The 16,640-nt window shown below is 67.9% G+C and carries 15 protein-coding genes; 4 read left to right on the top strand and 11 right to left on the bottom strand.

What is annotated here, in order from left to right:
* Window positions 1-14: 14 nt before the first annotated feature.
* The 11 genes from G6032_RS09945 to ald form a co-directional block, all read right to left on the bottom strand.
* Window positions 15-3,551 (bottom strand): PilC/PilY family type IV pilus protein, encoded by a 3,537-nt coding sequence (locus tag G6032_RS09945; RefSeq protein ID WP_165281968.1) that lies wholly within the window; start codon window positions 3,549-3,551, stop codon window positions 15-17.
* A gap of 59 nt (window positions 3,552-3,610) precedes the next feature.
* The gene (locus G6032_RS09950) at window positions 3,611-4,111 is read right to left on the bottom strand and encodes a PilX N-terminal domain-containing pilus assembly protein (RefSeq protein ID WP_165281969.1); all 501 of its coding nucleotides are present in this window, start codon (window positions 4,109-4,111) and stop codon (window positions 3,611-3,613) included.
* Window positions 4,112-4,123: 12 nt separating this feature from the next.
* Entirely contained in the window at window positions 4,124-5,083 is a 960-nt protein-coding gene (locus tag G6032_RS09955; RefSeq protein ID WP_165282182.1) for a PilW family protein, read from the bottom strand.
* Window positions 5,083-5,583, bottom strand: a complete 501-nt coding sequence (gene pilV / locus G6032_RS09960) for a type IV pilus modification protein PilV (RefSeq protein ID WP_240902104.1) — start codon at window positions 5,581-5,583, stop codon at window positions 5,083-5,085. The genes G6032_RS09955 and pilV overlap by 1 nt, the downstream gene beginning before the upstream one ends.
* Entirely contained in the window at window positions 5,580-6,083 is a 504-nt protein-coding gene (locus G6032_RS09965) for a GspH/FimT family pseudopilin (protein WP_165281970.1), read from the bottom strand. Before G6032_RS09965 ends, pilV begins: the two co-directional genes overlap by 4 nt.
* A 110-nt stretch (window positions 6,084-6,193) precedes the next feature.
* On the bottom strand, window positions 6,194-7,462 hold the full coding sequence (serS, locus tag G6032_RS09970) for a serine--tRNA ligase (RefSeq protein WP_165281971.1): 1,269 nt from the start codon (window positions 7,460-7,462) through the stop codon (window positions 6,194-6,196).
* Window position 7,463: 1 nt separating this feature from the next.
* Window positions 7,464-8,768 carry a replication-associated recombination protein A gene (locus G6032_RS09975; RefSeq protein WP_240902199.1) on the bottom strand — a complete coding sequence of 435 codons (1,305 nt, stop codon included), beginning with the start codon at window positions 8,766-8,768 and terminating at the stop codon, window positions 7,464-7,466.
* A gap of 35 nt (window positions 8,769-8,803) precedes the next feature.
* Entirely contained in the window at window positions 8,804-9,193 is a 390-nt protein-coding gene (locus G6032_RS15705) for a VanZ family protein (protein ID WP_240902105.1), read from the bottom strand.
* 4 nt (window positions 9,194-9,197) lie between these two features.
* On the bottom strand, window positions 9,198-9,863 hold the full coding sequence (gene lolA, locus G6032_RS09980; protein ID WP_165281973.1) for an outer membrane lipoprotein chaperone LolA: 666 nt from the start codon (window positions 9,861-9,863) through the stop codon (window positions 9,198-9,200).
* A 47-nt stretch (window positions 9,864-9,910) separates the two neighbouring features.
* Window positions 9,911-12,211, bottom strand: coding sequence for a DNA translocase FtsK (locus tag G6032_RS09985; RefSeq protein WP_165281974.1), 2,301 nt, complete (start codon window positions 12,209-12,211; stop codon window positions 9,911-9,913).
* Between the two features lie 53 nt (window positions 12,212-12,264).
* Complete coding sequence (ald, locus tag G6032_RS09990; protein ID WP_165281975.1) at window positions 12,265-13,323, bottom strand: alanine dehydrogenase; 1,059 nt, start codon at window positions 13,321-13,323, stop codon at window positions 12,265-12,267.
* Between the two features lie 103 nt (window positions 13,324-13,426).
* Between ald and trxB the strand changes: the two genes are divergently transcribed.
* The 4 genes from trxB (at window position 13,427) to infA (ending at window position 16,625) form a co-directional block, all read left to right on the top strand.
* Entirely contained in the window at window positions 13,427-14,419 is a 993-nt protein-coding gene (trxB, locus tag G6032_RS09995) for a thioredoxin-disulfide reductase (RefSeq protein ID WP_165281976.1), read from the top strand.
* 11 nt (window positions 14,420-14,430) lie between these two features.
* A complete protein-coding gene (locus G6032_RS10000; RefSeq protein WP_165281977.1) occupies window positions 14,431-15,576 on the top strand; it encodes a GNAT family N-acetyltransferase in 1,146 nt (381 codons plus the stop codon).
* Window positions 15,573-16,313 carry a leucyl/phenylalanyl-tRNA--protein transferase gene (gene aat / locus G6032_RS10005; RefSeq protein ID WP_165281978.1) on the top strand — a complete coding sequence of 247 codons (741 nt, stop codon included), beginning with the start codon at window positions 15,573-15,575 and terminating at the stop codon, window positions 16,311-16,313. The genes G6032_RS10000 and aat overlap by 4 nt, the downstream gene beginning before the upstream one ends.
* Before the next feature lie 93 nt (window positions 16,314-16,406).
* Window positions 16,407-16,625 carry a translation initiation factor IF-1 gene (gene infA / locus G6032_RS10010; protein WP_165281979.1) on the top strand — a complete coding sequence of 73 codons (219 nt, stop codon included), beginning with the start codon at window positions 16,407-16,409 and terminating at the stop codon, window positions 16,623-16,625.
* Window positions 16,626-16,640: the final 15 nt, after the last annotated feature.

Raw genomic sequence — 16,640 nt, forward strand, 5'->3', positions numbered from 1 at the left:
CCACTGCCGCTGTATCATCGCAGCTGCTGCCATGACTGGCGTCCGCCGAGGCCTTCCTCGCCGAGACCCTTGATGAATTCGCCCTCACCCGTGTAGAGGAACTCCGGCGGATCGCCCGAACTGTCCGCAGGTGTCAGCACGGTCGGGCGCTCGCCCTGGCCCCACTCGACACCTGACACGGGTCCGTCGGTCGTCATGTCGTCGCCGTCGTAGAGCCCGTCACGATTCAGATCGAAGACGCTGAAGTCGGTGCGCCCGCCGGTGATCAGGTCCACGTCGATCAGGAAGCCGCGCCGGCCGGAACCACAGGGGTTCTCGTCGGGGATCAGCGTGCTGAAACGCACCCGCCGCTGCAGCGGGCCGGTCGGGAACGTGGCATCGGTGATGACGCGCTCGCCGGCCTCCTGGTCGAGATCCAGCCGCCAGCCCTTGTGGACCAGCGGATCGATCGGGTTTTCGGAGACCACCCGGACATTCACCACCTCGCCGCCGAAGGTCTCGACGGACTGGGAATCGATGGTCTGCTCCAGGAGCTGCGTGCGGGTGACGCCCGAGACGCCGCTGACGGTATCGAGCACGCCGTACAGGCTCTGCACCTGGGTCATGCCCTGGTCCGTCGTCCGGAAATAGCTCCCCGTACCGAAAGACACGACGACCTCGGCGCTGTTGGCCGGATTGAGGGCCACCACCGGGCTCGTCGTGATCGGCTGGCGGATCCCGCCGGCGTCTGTCGCCGTGAAGATCGACGTGACACTCGTGGCCCAGGTGGACGGCTCGCCGGAGACGTCGAAACGCCAGAGGTTGCCCTCGAGATCACCCGCGTAGATCCGGTTGGCGACGAGATTGCTCGCCGGCCAGTCCGTGACCGCGGGGGCCGCGAGGCCATTGGGCCCGGCATGCGGCGTGTCGATCACCTGGATCAGGCTGCCAGTCTCCAGGTTGACGATGAACAACATCGCGCGATCGCTGGCCCCGTTGTAGCCGTTACCGAACACCGCGGCGAGGGTGCCGTCTTTCATCCTGACGATCGCCGGCGGACCGACGTTCTCGCCGAGCTCGGGGTGCGTGAACTCCCACATGATGTCGCCCGCGTCGAAGCTTCCCGGCTCCGTCACGTCGAGCGCAAACACCGTCCGCCCCCCGGCCCCCATCCCGCCGACGAGCACGGTCTGGTCGATGCCGTAGATCGACAGGTCGGCGACCGTCACCGTGCCATCGACGTAGTAGCGGTGGGTGTAATTGGGGTCCGTCAGACGTACGAGCGGCGAGAAATCGTTGCCGGGTTCCGGCGCGAGGAGCTCGCTGGGCACGTAGGCGAACAACTCGTCTCCTGTTTCCGCATCGAACGCGTGCAGCATCCCGTCGTTGGCGCCGACGTAAAGCACACCGGCCTCGAATTTCGGGTTCGAATTGACGATATCACCCAGCAACCTCGGCGAGCCGGAGTTTGAGCGATCGCGGAACGTCGTGGATTCCTTGCCGCGCAGCCAGTCCACGCGGGCACTGCCGAGCCCGTCGTTGACGTTGCCCGTGTCGTGGCTCAAGGCGTCCTGCTGAGTCGCGCTGAGATTAGAGAAGAGGAAGGGCACCCCTTCGCCCGTCGAATCCTTCACGGTGACGATATTGCGTGCGGCGTGTCCCTTGAGCACCAGCCGTTCCTCAGCGTCCCAGGCGAACCCGCCGAGCGTGCCGTCGTCCTTGACGTTGCGCGCGTCGAGCCGTCCCGACCAGTCGCCGCTGCGGAAACCGGCCGTGTACAGCAACGTGTCCGTCTGCAGCACTGCGGAGCTGGTGGCCGCAGAGGTCGCGCTCGTGTCGAGACGCGCGCCGATCGCCGCAAGAATCTCCGCAAAGCGCACCCCGAGCTGGGCCGGGACGTTGACGTCCAGCATCACGCCGCGACCGTTCAACGTGGCGTGCCACAGGTCGTCCACGTTGGTGGGATTGCGCTGCGGGAAACTGGTGGGCCAGGTCGGCGGATTCGCGTAGGGATCTTCCGTGGCCGCCTCGTCGATCCTGAACACCGTGCCCGGCGCACCGAGCGTCACGGCATACAGGTTGACATGCAGGTCCGGGTTGCAGTCCAGCGAGGGATGCGGATCGTCGCCGCTGCAGGCCGCCGCCAGGGGCACCTCTCCCGTCGGCAGGTCGGGCCGCGGGTTGTCGAGGTACAGGGCCGCCGCGATGTCGGCCATGGTGTTCGACACCCCGTCCGCGAATGGCGAGCCCATGATGCCGTCGCGATTGCCGACGCCCGGGTTCCACGGATTCGAATAACCGTCGGTGAAGAGTACGCCGAAATTCAGCTGGCAGGACTCGAGGATGGGGGCGCTGGTACCGGTGCGCGCGAACTGGCCGCGCATGTGGTTCACCGCCTGCTTGTTCGGGGTGCCGCCGGTGCCGAGATAGTCGAAATAGACCTCGTTGAAAAACGCGTCCCGCTCGCTTCCGACCGACAGGTCACGCATCGGCACGTTAATCCGGTTGTTGATCCGGTATGAGCCGACGCGAAAAGCATTCAAGTCCTGGAAAGCCACGCCGATGGCGCCGCGCGAGGCCAGGTGGCGCTTGCGGTAGTAGGTGAACCAGTTGGCAAAGTTCTGGATGGCCGCATCGTAGGCCTCCGGCGTCACGAAGTGGTGGGGCCGGATTTCATAACGCACCAGCGGCGTGCCGTCCGGTCCCTGACCATCGATGACGACATCGGCGCCGCCCGGCATGCGGGCCGGATCGTAGCCGTAACCCGCGGGCAACGGCGTTGACTCGGGCAGGAAAAAAGTGGCGGGGAAATAGCTGATCGGCAGGCCGATGCCGCCGCTGTCATCGTCCCCAGCCGCAATCGTCTCGTCCGCAGGCGTGGGCACCCAGTCGACTCCATTCCACATCACCGTGCCGGCCGGGATCACCATGCCGTCGAAACCGCGGAATACATGATTGTTGGCTCGCTCACGGCGATCGACCGTCAGGTTGAACCTTGCGGTGCCACGGACCGGGTCGGTCTGCGCGTTGGTCGGATCCTGGTTCGCGAAGGTGTAGCTGCCGAGATCGGGCCACGGATCATACGTCGTGGCCGGATCGAAATAGGAGAAGTTGTATTCGGGGGAACGGACATAGGCGAACTGGCCAATCGGCGGCACGGCGTAATGGTCATTGTTATTGTCGGCGTACTGACGCCGCCCGTCGGTGATTCCAGTGCCGTTGGGGAACAGGTAGGTGAACTTTTTCCAGGTCCGGTTGGCGCCACCGCCGATATTGAAATTAATGACCCCGGCTTCCACTGCGTCGCTCTGGTTACGACCCGTGAAGGACTCGTCGCCGGTATGCCACCAGGCCGCACCGTCGTTGGCGCGCATCAGGATCTCGCCGTCCATCGAACCCGAGTCATCGACCGCCAGCAACAGCGCCGGCGGCACCGGCGGCAGCACGAACAACGGCGAGTCGGCTACGGGTACCGCGTGGGCCGAGCTGAAAGTGAGCAACGAGAACATGAAGGCCGCGCCGAAATGCTGCGCGCGTCGTTTCATTGAACGGATCGGGTTCGACAGACTCATCACGATACTCCTCGGCATCGGCAGCGCGCCGGGACCAGGCTCGACTCGGCCGGGACGCATCATTGCGGCGGCTCGAAGGTGGATTGCAGCACGACGATCGCGCCGTCACTGCCGCCCGCGCCCCGCGCGGTCACGGGATAGATGCGGCGGAAATCCGGTGGCAGCTGGATCCCCACGCGTCGCAGGCTCGGCGGCCCCACATAGAACTCGGGTTCCGACGCTAGCTGGCCGTCCAGTCCCGCGACGGTCCCGGTCGGCAGCCCCCCGGTAGCGACGGTGCCATCCCACGCAAGCGGATCCGGCAACAGCGTATTGCCATCGGCGATGACCTGGTTGCCGAGCGTCAACAGCCATGTTTCGCCGGCGCGCAGCGCCGCCTCCGCCGACTGGAACGCCATGTTCCGGTCACGCAGGTTGCCCGCCATGCGTTCCTGCATGTTGCTGCCCTGCATGGCCGAGACGCCGAGCAGCGTCATCAGCAGCAGGAAAATGAGTGCGATCGCCAACGCGGAGCCGCGCTGGCTGCGCCGGGTCGCGAAAACTTGGCTGTTGCATGTCATCGATCTTGATCCTCAGGGAAGCCGGTTGCGGAGCCCGACGGTGGTCGTCAGCACCTGCCGATAGCGGTTGTCGCCCACCGCCACGGCCACACCACGGAAGTTGACCGGCTGCGGACCGCCCGTCACGTTGTCCTCGTTGCTGACCAGCAGCAGGCTGATCCGCAGGCTGCGCACCAGGTTCCAGTCGGCCACCGCCGCAGCATCGACGTAGGCGTCCGGCGCGCCGTTGTTGTCGAGATCCACGCCATAGCGGATCCACAGGTCCTCGACGCCGTCGACCAGTTCCTGGTCCAGCACGGCGGCCCCGAATTCGCGGCGCCAGAGCGCCGGGTCGCCACTGGCGCCAGCACGGATGTAATAGGACACCTCGCGGAAACGGCTGACGACCGTTCCCTCGAGATAGGCCTTGGTGAGCGGTGCATGCGGCGTCAACGCAGGCCCCGCACCGACGCCATTGACGCGGAACAGGTCGACGTTATTGCAATCGGCGATGCCCACGATGTCGTTCAGCGCAAGGCCGTCGGGATTCGCATCCAGGCTGACCACGTCGGCGGCGCTGCCCATGTCCACGGCGACCCGTGTCGCATTTGGCGAGAGCATCCGCAACGTCAGAACATCGGTGCCTGCGACCGCGCCGAGGGCCGGGCCGGCCGCCGGCACGTCATTGATGTAATTGTCTACGGAATAGGCGACGGCCACCGGTGCGATCACGCGCGGCGTCACGCTGATCAGGCTGGTGCAACCCGCGTAGCCCGCGATCCGCGCGTCGCGGCTGATCACCTCGATGGCATAGCGGCCGTTTTCCTGCACGCGCGCCAGCGCATCCTGGAAACGATAGGTCTGCTGCGTGCCGACGAAGATCTGGATCACCCCGGCGATGAGGATCAGGCTGACCACCAGTGCGACCAGGATCTCCACCAGCGTCAGGCCGCCCTGGCGGCGCGTCGTACCAAAGGGGTTCATCGCCATCATCACAGCTGCGTCTCGAAGCGGAAGCCCATGAGGTTTAGCCCGTCCGCGGTGCATTCGGCCGGGGCGCCCGCGACGCCCTCGCCGCGCGTATCGTCCCAGCACACCACGACGGTCAGGTTGCGTCCGGCGACGAGGACTTCTCCCGTGCCCGACGGCAGGCTGTCCTGCAGCGCCGTACGCCATTCATTCAGGTCGGTCTCCGGCAGCGTGCCGGCCGCCGGGATCGCCGCGCCTGCAGTGATGTTGTAGGCGCCGGCCACCAAGGCGGCTTCCCGGTTGGCGCGCACCCGGTCCGCCATGTCATAAGCCAGGTTGGTCGCCTGGGAACGCAGGTACGCGCTGTTGTTGAACTGCAGCGAAACACCCTGCAGGCTGGCGAGCCCGATCAGGCCGATTGACAGCACGAGCACGGCGACCAGCACCTCGATCATGGTGAAGCCGCCCTGCCGCCTGGCGCCGCGGCAGGCCATCGCAGAGAAAGATCCGCGTCCGTCGTTCATAGGCAATCCACTCTCGTCACGAGGGCGCGACCCGCCATGTTGACGGCCACATCGCGTCCCTGGTCTTCGCCGCAGTTCGGCATCCGGTGTTGGAAACCCCCTGCCGCCATCACGTCACCCAGGGGCTGGAACCTTACGTTCGCGGGGCCGGTCAGGGTCGCGTTGCCCGCCAGCCCGCGCCAGGCCCGGATCGGCGCTCCGTCCACCACGGGTGCGCCCGCCCCGCCCGAGTCGAGGAACACGATCCAGCCATCTTCCCATTGCGTGCCGCCGGTGCAGCTCGCCTGGTCGGTCGATGGGCACATCGAAACTCGCGCGCCACGCTTGACCGCCTCGCTGCGCGCCAGGTTCAGCGCGGTGACGAGTTCGTTCGACTGGGTCGCGGCGCGATTGTTGAGCACGATATCGCGAAAGCCGGGTACGCCCAGCGACAATATGATCGCCGCCAGCAACAGCGTGATCATCAGTTCGATCAGGGTAAATCCGCGGACTCGTTTCATGAGCGTGATCCTAGGGAAGCCCGCAAGCGAGTTCACGGGATTTCCGACGAGTGGCACATATCCGGGGACAACCGGTGGTTTTCGGCACTTGAACCCGGCCAAAAATGCGCTCAGGCGGGGCCGATGACCTCGGCGCCGCCCATCCACGGGCGCAACGCCTCGGGCACCGTGACCGAGCCGTCCGCCTGCTGGTAGTTCTCAAGGATCGCCACCAGCGCCCGCCCCGCGGCCACGCCCGAACCGTTCAGGGTGTGCAGCAACTCCGGCTTGCCGGTCTCCGGATTCCGCCACCGCGCCAACATGCGCCGCGCCTGGTAGTCGCCGCAGTTGGAGCACGAGGAGATCTCCCGGTAGTTCTGCTGTCCGGGCAGCCAGACCTCGAGGTCGTAAGTCTTCACCGCCGCCTGTCCTGTGTCGCCGCTGCACAGCAGGACCACCCGGTAAGGCAGCCCGAGGCGCTGCAGGACCTGCTCGGCGTGGCCGGTCAGTTCCTCGAGCGCCGCCATCGAGTCCGCCGGGCGGGTCGCCTGCACCAGCTCCACTTTCTCGAACTGGTGCTGGCGGATCATGCCCCGCGTGTCCTTGCCATAGCTGCCCGCCTCCGAGCGGAAGCACGGCGTGTGCCCGGTCATGCGCAGCGGCAGCGCGTCGGCAGGCAGGATCTCGTCGCGCACCAGGTTGGTCACCGGCACTTCGGCGGTCGGAATCAGGTAGAACTCCTGCTCCCCCTCGAGAGCGAACAGGTCGGCGCGAAACTTGGGCAACTGCCCGGTGCCGAGCAGGCTCTGCGCGTTGACGATGTAGGGGGCGTAGATCTCGGTGTAGCCGTGCTCGCGCGTGTGCAGATCCAGCATGAACTGGATCAGGGCGCGGTGCAGGCGCGCCAGCGCGCCGCGCATCACGACGAAGCGCGCGCCGGAGATCTTCGCCGCGGCTTCGAAATCGAGCAGTCCCAGGTCCACGTGATCGCGCGGCGTGAACTCGAACTCGCGCGGCGTGCCCCAGCGGCGCACCTCGACGTTGGCCGACTCGTCGGCGCCGTCGGGCACGCTCGGATCCAGCAGGTTCGGCATGTCGAGGAGCGCAGCGTCGAGCTTTTCCTGGATGACGGCGAGGCCTTCCTCGGCCGCCTTGAGCCGCTCCCCGAGGTCCGCGACCTCCGCCAGCAACGGCGCCACATCCTCGCCCGCGCCCTTGGCCCGGCCGATCGCCTTCGAACGCATGTTGCGCTCGTTGCGCAACTCGTCGGTGCGCACCTGCAGGGCCTTGCGTTCCGCTTCCAGCGCGGCGAAAACCGTGGTGTCCAGGCGGTAGCCACGCCGCAGCAGGGCGGCGGCCGTGCCCTCGAGGTCGTTCCTCAGCAATTTCGGGTCGAGCATGTCAGTCCTTGTCGTTGTCGGCGTCGCCGGGCCGGCGCCGGGTCGTGGCGGGCCGCGCCCTGAGTTCGGCCAGCTTCTCGCCGATCCGGAGCTCGAGCCCCCTTGGCGGCGGATCATAATACCGACGCGGCGTCATTTCTTCGGGGAAGTAGTCCTCGCCCGCCGCGTAACCGTCCGTCTCGTCATGAGCGTAACGATATTCGCGGCCGTAACCGAGCCCCTTCATGAGCCGCGTCGGCGCGTTGCGCAGGTGCAGCGGCACGGGCAGGGAGCCCAGCTTCACCGCATCCGCCTGCGCCGCACCGAAGGCCCGGTACACCGCGTTGCTCTTGGGCGCGCACGCCAGGTACGCCACGGCCTGCGCCAGCGCCAGCTCGCCCTCGGGGCTGCCGAGCCGGTCGTAGGCGTTCCAGGCATCGAGCGCCAGCGCCAGGCCGCGTGGATCCGCATTGCCGATATCCTCGCTGGCCATCCGCAGGATGCGCCGCGCCAGGTAGGCAGGATCGCAGCCGCCGTCCAGCATGCGCGCGAGCCAGTACAGCGCGGCATCGGGATCGGTGCCGCGCACCGCCTTGTGCAGCGCCGAGATCTGGTCGTAGAACGCCTCGCCGCGCTTGTCGAAGCGCCGATGCCCGCCGCTGACCAGCCCGGCGAAAGTCGCCTCGTCGAGGTGCCGTACCCCGTCCGGCCCGGCCTCCGCCAGGTCGGCGGCCAGCTCGAGCAGGTTCAGGGCGCGCCGCGCGTCCCCGTCGGCGGCGTCCGCCAGCGCCTCCAGTTGCTCGCGCGGCAATGCCGGCGCACGGCCGCCGAGGCCCCGCTCGGGATCGGCCAGCGCCTGTTGCATGATCTCCAGCAGCGCGTCGCGGGACAGCGCCTTCAGCACGTAGACGCGCGCCCGGGACAACAGGGCGCTGTTCAGCTCGAAACTCGGATTCTCGGTCGTGGCGCCGATGAAGGTCAGCGTGCCGTCCTCCACCCACGGCAGGAACGCATCCTGCTGCGCCTTGTTGAAGCGATGCACCTCGTCGAGAAACAGGACGGTTCCGCGGCCCTCGGCGCGGACGGCTTGGGCGCGCTCGACCGCGGCCCTGACATCTTTCACGCCGGCGAGCACCGCGGACAGCGCGATGAACTCCGCGTCGTACTTGCCGGCGATGAGGCGTGCGAGCGTCGTCTTGCCGCTGCCCGGGGGACCCCAGAGGACCATGGAGTGCAGGCCGGCGCCGGACACCGCCCGGGCCAGCGGCGCTCCGGCATCGACCAGGTGCCCCTGCCCGGCGAAGGCCTCCAGCGTGCGGGGCCGCATCCGATCGGCGAGCGGGCGGGGATCCGTCCCGTCGGTCACGCGCCCTGCCCGTCGAACCCGAGCCGCCGTTCCACGTGGCGGCACCAGTTGCCCGGGATCGCCAGCGCCGCCAGGGTGCCCGCGGCCACGCCGCCCGCGTTGGCGGCCATGTCCAGCCATTCGCTCGCCCTCGAGGCGACCAGCAGGCCCTGCGCGAGCTCGATGGCGGCCCCGAGGAGCAGCAGGCCAAGGACGAAACGCGGCCATTTCCTGCGCCCCGAAGCACCAACAAAAACAAAGGCCAGCGCCGCGTAAGCGAGAAAGTGCATGAGCTTGTCGGAGACCTGCGCTGCGGCCGCGGGCACGGACGGGACGAGACTCCCGACGGCCACGGTGAGTAACATCAGCCAGCCGAGCGCCAGCCAGAGGGGGCGATAACGCGGCAACGTCTCAGAATCCATCGTCGCGGATGACATCGGCTCCGGGCGGCGGCGTGAACACGAACAGCGCCGGATCGAGCGGGCCGTTCACCACCACGTCGCTGAAGCGGATCACCGTGGTCTGGCCCAGCGCATCGAGCAGTTCCATCGTCGCCAGCGTCCCGTCGGCGAAGCCGACGCGCACGCCGCCGAAATCCGCGCCCTCGGAGCGCGGGGCGAGCTCCACCCAGTCGAACCCGTCCTCCTGGTAGGCCGCACCGATCCGGAAGGAGTCCTCCAGCTCGCCCGTGCCCGACAGGAGCATCGCGGGCGTCGCCGACAGCCCGTCGTCGAGCCGCCGCACCGTCACCTGTTCGAGATCCGGATCGAACAGCCACAGGTGCTCGCCGTCCGCGACCACCAGTTGCGGCGCCGGGCGGGTGTAGTCCCAACGGAATCGCTCCGGCCGGTGCAGGTAGAAGCGCCCTTCGCTAACCTGGCTCCGCCCGCTGTCCGCCTCGAGCAGCACCTGGCTGAAGCCCGCTTCGAACGTGACGGTGTTCGCGAGAAAAGCACGCAACTGGGCGGGCGCCGTCCCCTCGGCCGGATCGTCCGCCTGCTGCGCGTGGGCGCTCGGGCCGGGACCCGTTAGCGCGGCCCAGGCCAGCAGGGCGATCGCGATCAATGTGCGTTGCATAAAGGACACTCCGGGTTGGACAGCCGAGCGGAAGGGAAAATTCCCGCTCAGTCGCGCGGTGGCGGCGGCGCCAGCACTTCGCGGCTGCCGTTCGACTGCAGGGGACCGACCAGGCCGGCCTCCTCCATGGTCTCGACGAGGCGGGCCGCGCGGTTGTAACCGATCTTGAGGCGACGCTGCACGCCGGAGATCGAGGCCTTGCGGGTCTCGGTGACGATACGCACCGCCTCGTCGTACAAGGCGTCCTCTTCGCCGTCCTCTCCGCCGCCGCCGCCGGCCTGTGCCGACAGGCCCGGGATCGGCTGTGACGGCCCCTCCAGGACCTCGTCGAGGTAGACGGGCGCGCCGGCCGCCTTGAGATGCTTGACCACCCGGTGCACCTCGGCGTCCGAGACGAACGCGCCGTGCACGCGCTGCGGCACGCCCGTGCCCGGGGGGAGGAACAACATGTCGCCGTGCCCGAGCAGGCTCTCCGCACCCATCTGGTCGAGGATGGTCCGCGAATCCACTTTCGCCGAGACCTGGAAGGCGATGCGTGACGGGATATTGGCCTTGATCAGCCCGGTGATCACGTCGACCGACGGCCGCTGGGTGGCGAGGATCAGATGGATCCCCGAGGCCCGGGCCTTCTGCGCGAGGCGGGCGATCAGTTCCTCGACCTTCTTCCCCACCACCATCATCATGTCGGCCAGCTCGTCGACCACGACCACGATGTAAGGCAGCGGCTCGAGGAACGGCGCCTCCGCGCCTTCGATGTGCTCCTCGGGCTTGAAGAAGGGATCGCGAAGCCGCTCGCCGCGCTGTTCGGCCTCTTTCAGCTTGCGGTTGAAGCCGCCGATGTTGCGCACGCCGAGCGCGGCCATCAGCCGGTAGCGCCGCTCCATCTCCGCCACGCACCAGCGCAGGGCATTGGCGGCCTCCTTCATGTCGGTCACGACCGGCGCCAGCAGGTGGGGGATGCCCTCGTACACCGACAGCTCGAGCATCTTGGGATCGACCATGATCACGCGCACCTGGTCCGGCGGCGCCTTGTACAGCAGCGACAGCACCATCGCGTTGATCGCGACGGACTTGCCCGAGCCGGTCGTGCCGGCGATCAGCAGGTGGGGCATGCGCGCCAGGTCCGCGACGATCGGCAGGCCGCCGATATCCTTGCCGAGCGCGAGCGCCAGCGGCGACTTCATCTCGTCGTAGGCGCGCGAGGCGAGGATCTCCCCCAGCGTCACCAGCTCGCGCGACTCGTTCGGAATCTCGAGCCCGACGGTCGGCTTGCCGGGAATCACCTCCACCACCCGCACGGCGATGGCGGACAACGCCCTCGCCAGGTCCTTGGCGAGGTTGCTGATCTGGCTGACCTTGACGCCCGGCGCGGGCGACAGCTCGAAGCGGGTCACGACGGGACCGGGATGCACGGCCACGACCTCGACCTCGACGCCGAAGTCGCGCAGCTTCAGTTCGACGAGGCGCGACATGGCCTCGAGCGCATCATCGGAATAGCCGCCGACCTTGGGGGCGGCATCGTCGAGCAGCCCCAGCGGGGGAATCTCGCCGGGCGTGGGCGTACCGAACAGGGGCGCCTGGCGCTCCTTCTCGACACGTTCGCTGCGCTCGACCGGCGGGATCACCGGCTCGATGCGGGGCGGCGCCTTGCGCACCACGCTCTGCTTGCGCCGCTCCACCGATTCCTGCCGCGCCTGCGCCGCCTTGCGGCCGGCGATGCCGTCGCGCACGGTCTCCACGGCGCGCTGGACCGTACCGACGGCCGCGAGCGTGAGCCGCCCGACGCGGTCCATCACCGCGAGCCAGGAGACGCCGAGGAACAACGACACGCCGGCCAGCCAGAGCGCCAGCAGCAGCAGGGTCGCCCCGAGGAAGCTCAGCACGGACTGCAGGCCGAAGCCCGTAAGCTGGCCCACGATGCCGCCGGCGGTCTCCGGCAGCCCCTGGCCGGCGAAATGCAGGCTCGCGAGGCCGCAGCTCGTCGCCAGCATGACGAAAAAGCCCGCGATCCGCAGCCCGAAGACGCGCCCCGGCGGCGCCGCGTTCTCGGTCCGGGTACGCAACGCCAGCCAGCCGGTCGCCGCCAGCAGCACCGGGAAAAGGTAGGCCGCATGGCCGAACAGCACGTAGAGAAAACTGGAGATCCACGCCCCGACCGGGCCCGCGGCATTGTTCACGTCGCCGCCCGCGCCGGTGGAGGCGAAGCCCGCATCGCCGGGGTCATAACTGGCGAGCGCCCACAGCAGGATGAGCGCCAGCGCCCAGCCGATCCACAGCACGCCCTCCCGGACCGCCCGGCCGACGGGCAGCCCGGTGATGCGCGGCTTGCTCTCGCTCGCCTTAGCCAATTAAAGAATCCACGCGAAGTTAGAATCCCAAGTCAATGTTTTAAATGCCAAAGCTACTTCAATAACGCAGGATGTACAACCTGCCCGCCGGCAACATTGACGCCCTTTTTCAGCGACGGGACCTCCTCCCAGTCACCCGCCGCGAGGCGCATCGCATAGGGCGCGATCGCCGCCGACAAGGCCTGCGACGAGGTCCGCGGCACGGCGCCCGGCATGTTGGTGACCGTGAAATGCACCACGCCGTGCGTGACGTATGTGGGATCGGTCCAGGTCGTCGGCCGCGTGGTTTCGATGCAGCCGCCCTGGTCCACCGAGATATCGGCGACCACGCTGCCGGGCTGCATGGCCCGGACCATCTCTTCAGTGACGACGTGCGGCGCGCGCTCGCCGGTGACCAGCACCGAGCCGATCACGACGTCGGCGTCGGCCACCGCCTGGGCCACGTCGGCGGAGTGCGGATACAAGCCCGTGACGTTGGGACCGATCGCGCGGGCGGCGACGAGCTTGTCGCGGTCCATGTCGAACACGATGACTTCCGCGCCGAGCCCGGCGGCGATGATCGCGGCGTTACTCCCCGCCACGCCCCCGCCGAGGATCACGGCCTTGCCGCGTTTCGCCGCCGGGACGCCGCCGAGCAGGATGCCCTTGCCGCCCTGGGGCTGGTGCAGCAACTGGGTCGCCACCTGCATCGACAGGCGTCCGGCGATATCGCTCATCGGCGCCAGCAGCGGCAGCCGGCCGCGCTCGTCCTCGACGGTCTCGAACGCCACGGCGGTGCAGCCGATTTCGCACAGCCGGCGGGTCAGCTCCGGCAGGGCCGCGAGGTGCAGGTAGCAGAACAACAGGTGCTCCGCGCGGAGGTGCGCGAGGTCGCCCTCGACCGGCTCCTTGACCTTGACGATCATTTCTCCCCGGCCGTAAACCGCCGCCGCGTCCGCGACGATCTCGGCGCCCACCGCGACGAAGGCCTCGTCCGGATAGCCGCTCTTCGCGCCGGCGGAAGTCTCGATGAAAACTTCGTGGCCGGCCCGCACCAGTTCGGCGCAGGCGGACGGGATGAGGCCTACCCGGCCCTCGAGGGCCTTGATCTCGCGGGGGACGCCGATACGCATGATGACTCCTGGGGGAAAGTGCCGACCCGACCGCTCCGTCGCGCTTTGCCGGAGCCAGCCGCTTCTCATAACATAGGGGAAACACTAATCGGCGGAATTATACATGAGCGACCCCAAGCACTGCCGCGTGCTGATCCTTGGTTCCGGTCCCGCGGGCTACAGTGCCGCGGTCTACGCTGCACGTGCCAATCTCAAGCCGGTCCTCGTCACCGGCGTCGAGCAGGGCGGCCAGTTGATGACCACCACCGACGTCGACAACTGGCCCGGAGACGACGTCGGCGTGCAGGGCCCGGAGCTGATGGAGCGGATGCGCCGTCATGCCGAGCGCTTCGACACCGAGATCATTCTCGACCATGTCCACGCCGTCGATCTGGGGCGCCGCCCCTTTCTTCTGGAAGGCGGCAGCGGCAGCTACACCTGCGATGCGCTGATCATCGCCACGGGCGCCACCGCGCTTTATCTCGGCCTGCCTTCGGAGGAGCAGTACAAGGGACGCGGCGTATCCGCCTGCGCGACCTGCGACGGCTTTTTTTACCGCGGCCAGCCCGTCGCGGTGATCGGCGGCGGCAACACGGCTGTCGAGGAAGCGCTCTACCTGTCCAACATCGCCTCGCACGTGACCCTGGTTCACCGGCGGGACGCGCTGCGGGCGGAAAAAATCATGCAGCAAAAACTTTTTGCGAAAGCCGCGCCCAACGGCAACGTGACGATCGTCTGGAACCATGTGGTGGACGAAGTGCTCGGTGACGACAGCGGCCTCACGGGCGTCCGGTTGCGCAGCACTGCGCAGGCCGGAGAAACCCGCGACCTCGAGGTCACCGGCATGTTCGTCGCCATCGGCCACACGCCCAACACCGGGATGTTCGCCGGACAGCTGGACATGGAACAGGGTTACATCAAGGTCACGGGCGGCAGCCACGGCAACGCCACCGCGACCAGCGTGCCGGGCGTGTTCGCCGCCGGCGACGTGTCCGACCCGGTCTACCGCCAGGCCATCACCTCGGCCGGTTCGGGCTGCATGGCCGCGCTGGATGCCGAACGGTGGCTGGAATCGGCCGCCGAGGTCACGGAGACGCGCGCCGCCGCCGCTGTCTGAGGTCGCTGAGCATGACCGTGCGAGTACTGTCTTCGCTGGCGGAGATCCCGCGGTCCTCGTGGGACGGGCTCGCGCGCGGCGGCAACCCCTTCCTGGAATGGGCTTACCTGGAAGGACTGGAACGCAGCGGCGCCGCCTGCGAGGCCAGCGGCTGGCTGCCGAGACACCTGGTCATCGAGGACGCCGGGCAAGTACTCGCGGCCCTGCCGCTTTACCTGAAAGCGCACTCCTGGGGCGAATTCGTCTTCGACTTCGCCTGGGCCGACGCCTACCGCCAGGCGGGCGTGCCCTATTACCCCAAGCTGGTCGCCGCCGTGCCGTTCACCCCGGTGCCGGGTGCACGGGTCCTCGCCGTTCCCGGCATGGACCTGGCGACTGCCGGGGCGACGCTGCTCGGCGCCGCGCGGGAACTGGCCGAGCATGCTGAAGCGTCCTCGCTCCACATGCTGTTGCCGGAGCAGGACCAGCTGCCGCTCCTGCACGCGGCCGGCCTCAGCCTGCGCCAGGATTGCCAGTTCCACTGGTTCGACGAGGGCTACGGGGATTTCGAGGGATTCCTCGGCGCCCTGACGGCCGAGAAACGTAAGAAATTCCGTCGTGAGCGGCGCCGCGTCGCCGAACAGGGCATCCGCTTCGAATGGTTGTCGGGCGACGAAATCGGCGATGCGCTGTTCCACGAGCTCTACCGTTTCTATGCCTCCAGCTTCCTGCGCCGAGGGATGGAGCCGTATTTTCCGCCGGCGTTCTGGGCCGGGATCTTCGCCGACATGCCCGAGTCCGTCCGGGTCGTGGTGGCGCGCCGCGGGACCGAGCCGGTGGCTGCCGCGATCTTCTTCGTCGGCGGCGGCGTCCTGTACGGCCGCTACTGGGGCTGCGACGACGATTACCACAGCCTGCATTTCGAAACCTGCTTCTACCAGGGCATCGAACTCGCGCTCGCCGAGGGCTGCCATCGCTTCGAGCCGGGCGCCCAGGGTGAGCACAAGCTGCGTCGCGGCTTCCGTCCCGTACCGACCTGGTCCGGCCACTGGCTCGCCCATCCCGGTTTTTCCCGTGCCATCGACGCCTGGCTGACCCGCGAGCGAGCGCACAGCAGGGCCTATATCGAAGCCGCCAGGCAGCACCTCCCCTTCCGCCGCGATCCTGCCGTCCAATGACCCAGGGAATGCGCTGGCTCGGACCTCCCGGAAGTGAAATCCGCTTTCCGGATCCGGCGTCGGCACTGTCATGGCCCAACGGCCTGCTTGCGGCCGGCGGCGACCTTGCACCCGCCCGCCTCCTCGCCGCCTACCGCCTGGGGATTTTTCCCTGGTACGAGACCGGGCAGCCGATCCTCTGGTGGTGTCCCGACCCGCGTGCGGTGATTCTCCCCGGCGAGCTCCACATTTCACGGCGCTTGAAGCGCTTCCTGGCCCGGGAGCCGTTCGAGGCCTCGTTCGATCGCGCATTCGACGAGGTCGTCGCCGGCTGCGCCCGCACCATGGAACCGGATGTCGGGACCTGGATCACGCCCGAGATGATTGCCGCCTATCGCGAGCTGCATCGGCTCGGGCATGCGCATTCGGTCGAGATCTGGGCCGAGGAGCAGCTGGTCGGCGGGCTCTACGGGGTCGCGGTGGGCCGGGCGTTCTTCGCCGAGTCGATGTTCAGCCGCAAGGCGAACGCGTCCAAGGCCGCGATGGTCTTTTTGGTCGGGGAGTTGCGCAGCCGCGGCTTCCGGGTCATGGATTGCCAGCTGCCGTCCAGGCATCTCGCCACGATGGGCGCGCGCGAAATACCCCGCGACGAGTTCCTCGCGCTGCTGGCCGCGAACGTCGATGAAGGCCCTGCACAAGGCGCAAGCTGGTCGCCGGAGCGACGGGCGGTATCGGCGGAGCCGTCCTCGGAAAGCTAGCGCCGCCACGCCCGAATGTCGGCCGTCATTGAAAAGACCCGGGGCTTTCTGCACAATGCGCGCGGTCTAAGGCACCGGAGTATCCGCCCCACGATGGCGAAGGAAGATGCAATTCAGATGGAAGGCAAGGTCGTAGAGACCCTGCCCAACACCACGTTCAGGGTGGAACTGGACAACGGGCACATTGTGACGGCCCATATCTCGGGAAAAATGCGCAAGCATTACATCCGCATTCTCACCGGCGACAAGGTCACGGTGGAGCTCACCCCTTACGACCTCTCGAAAGGTCGCATCGTCTACCGCGGCCGCTGACGCCGCGCTTCCGCT

Origin of the sequence: Wenzhouxiangella sp. XN24, assembly GCF_011064545.1 — a bacterium.
In the GTDB taxonomy this organism is placed as follows: domain Bacteria; phylum Pseudomonadota; class Gammaproteobacteria; order Steroidobacterales; family XN24; genus XN24.

Coding starts and splice junctions, on each gene's coding strand:
- G6032_RS09955 (WP_165282182.1), bottom strand. CDS start 5,083: ATGATGGCGATGAACCCCTTTGGTACGACGCGCCGCCAGGGCGGCCTG.
- ald (WP_165281975.1), bottom strand. CDS start 13,323: ATGCGTATCGGCGTCCCCCGCGAGATCAAGGCCCTCGAGGGCCGGGTA.
- serS (WP_165281971.1), bottom strand. CDS start 7,462: ATGCTCGACCCGAAATTGCTGAGGAACGACCTCGAGGGCACGGCCGCC.
- aat (WP_165281978.1), top strand. CDS start 15,573: ATGACCCAGGGAATGCGCTGGCTCGGACCTCCCGGAAGTGAAATCCGC.
- G6032_RS09975 (WP_240902199.1), bottom strand. CDS start 8,768: ATGCGGCCCCGCACGCTGGAGGCCTTCGCCGGGCAGGGGCACCTGGTC.
- infA (WP_165281979.1), top strand. CDS start 16,407: ATGGCGAAGGAAGATGCAATTCAGATGGAAGGCAAGGTCGTAGAGACC.
- pilV (WP_240902104.1), bottom strand. CDS start 5,583: ATGAACGACGGACGCGGATCTTTCTCTGCGATGGCCTGCCGCGGCGCC.
- G6032_RS09950 (WP_165281969.1), bottom strand. CDS start 4,111: ATGACATGCAACAGCCAAGTTTTCGCGACCCGGCGCAGCCAGCGCGGC.
- G6032_RS10000 (WP_165281977.1), top strand. CDS start 14,431: ATGACCGTGCGAGTACTGTCTTCGCTGGCGGAGATCCCGCGGTCCTCG.
- trxB (WP_165281976.1), top strand. CDS start 13,427: ATGAGCGACCCCAAGCACTGCCGCGTGCTGATCCTTGGTTCCGGTCCC.
- G6032_RS09965 (WP_165281970.1), bottom strand. CDS start 6,083: ATGAAACGAGTCCGCGGATTTACCCTGATCGAACTGATGATCACGCTG.
- lolA (WP_165281973.1), bottom strand. CDS start 9,863: ATGCAACGCACATTGATCGCGATCGCCCTGCTGGCCTGGGCCGCGCTA.
- G6032_RS09945 (WP_165281968.1), bottom strand. CDS start 3,551: ATGAGTCTGTCGAACCCGATCCGTTCAATGAAACGACGCGCGCAGCAT.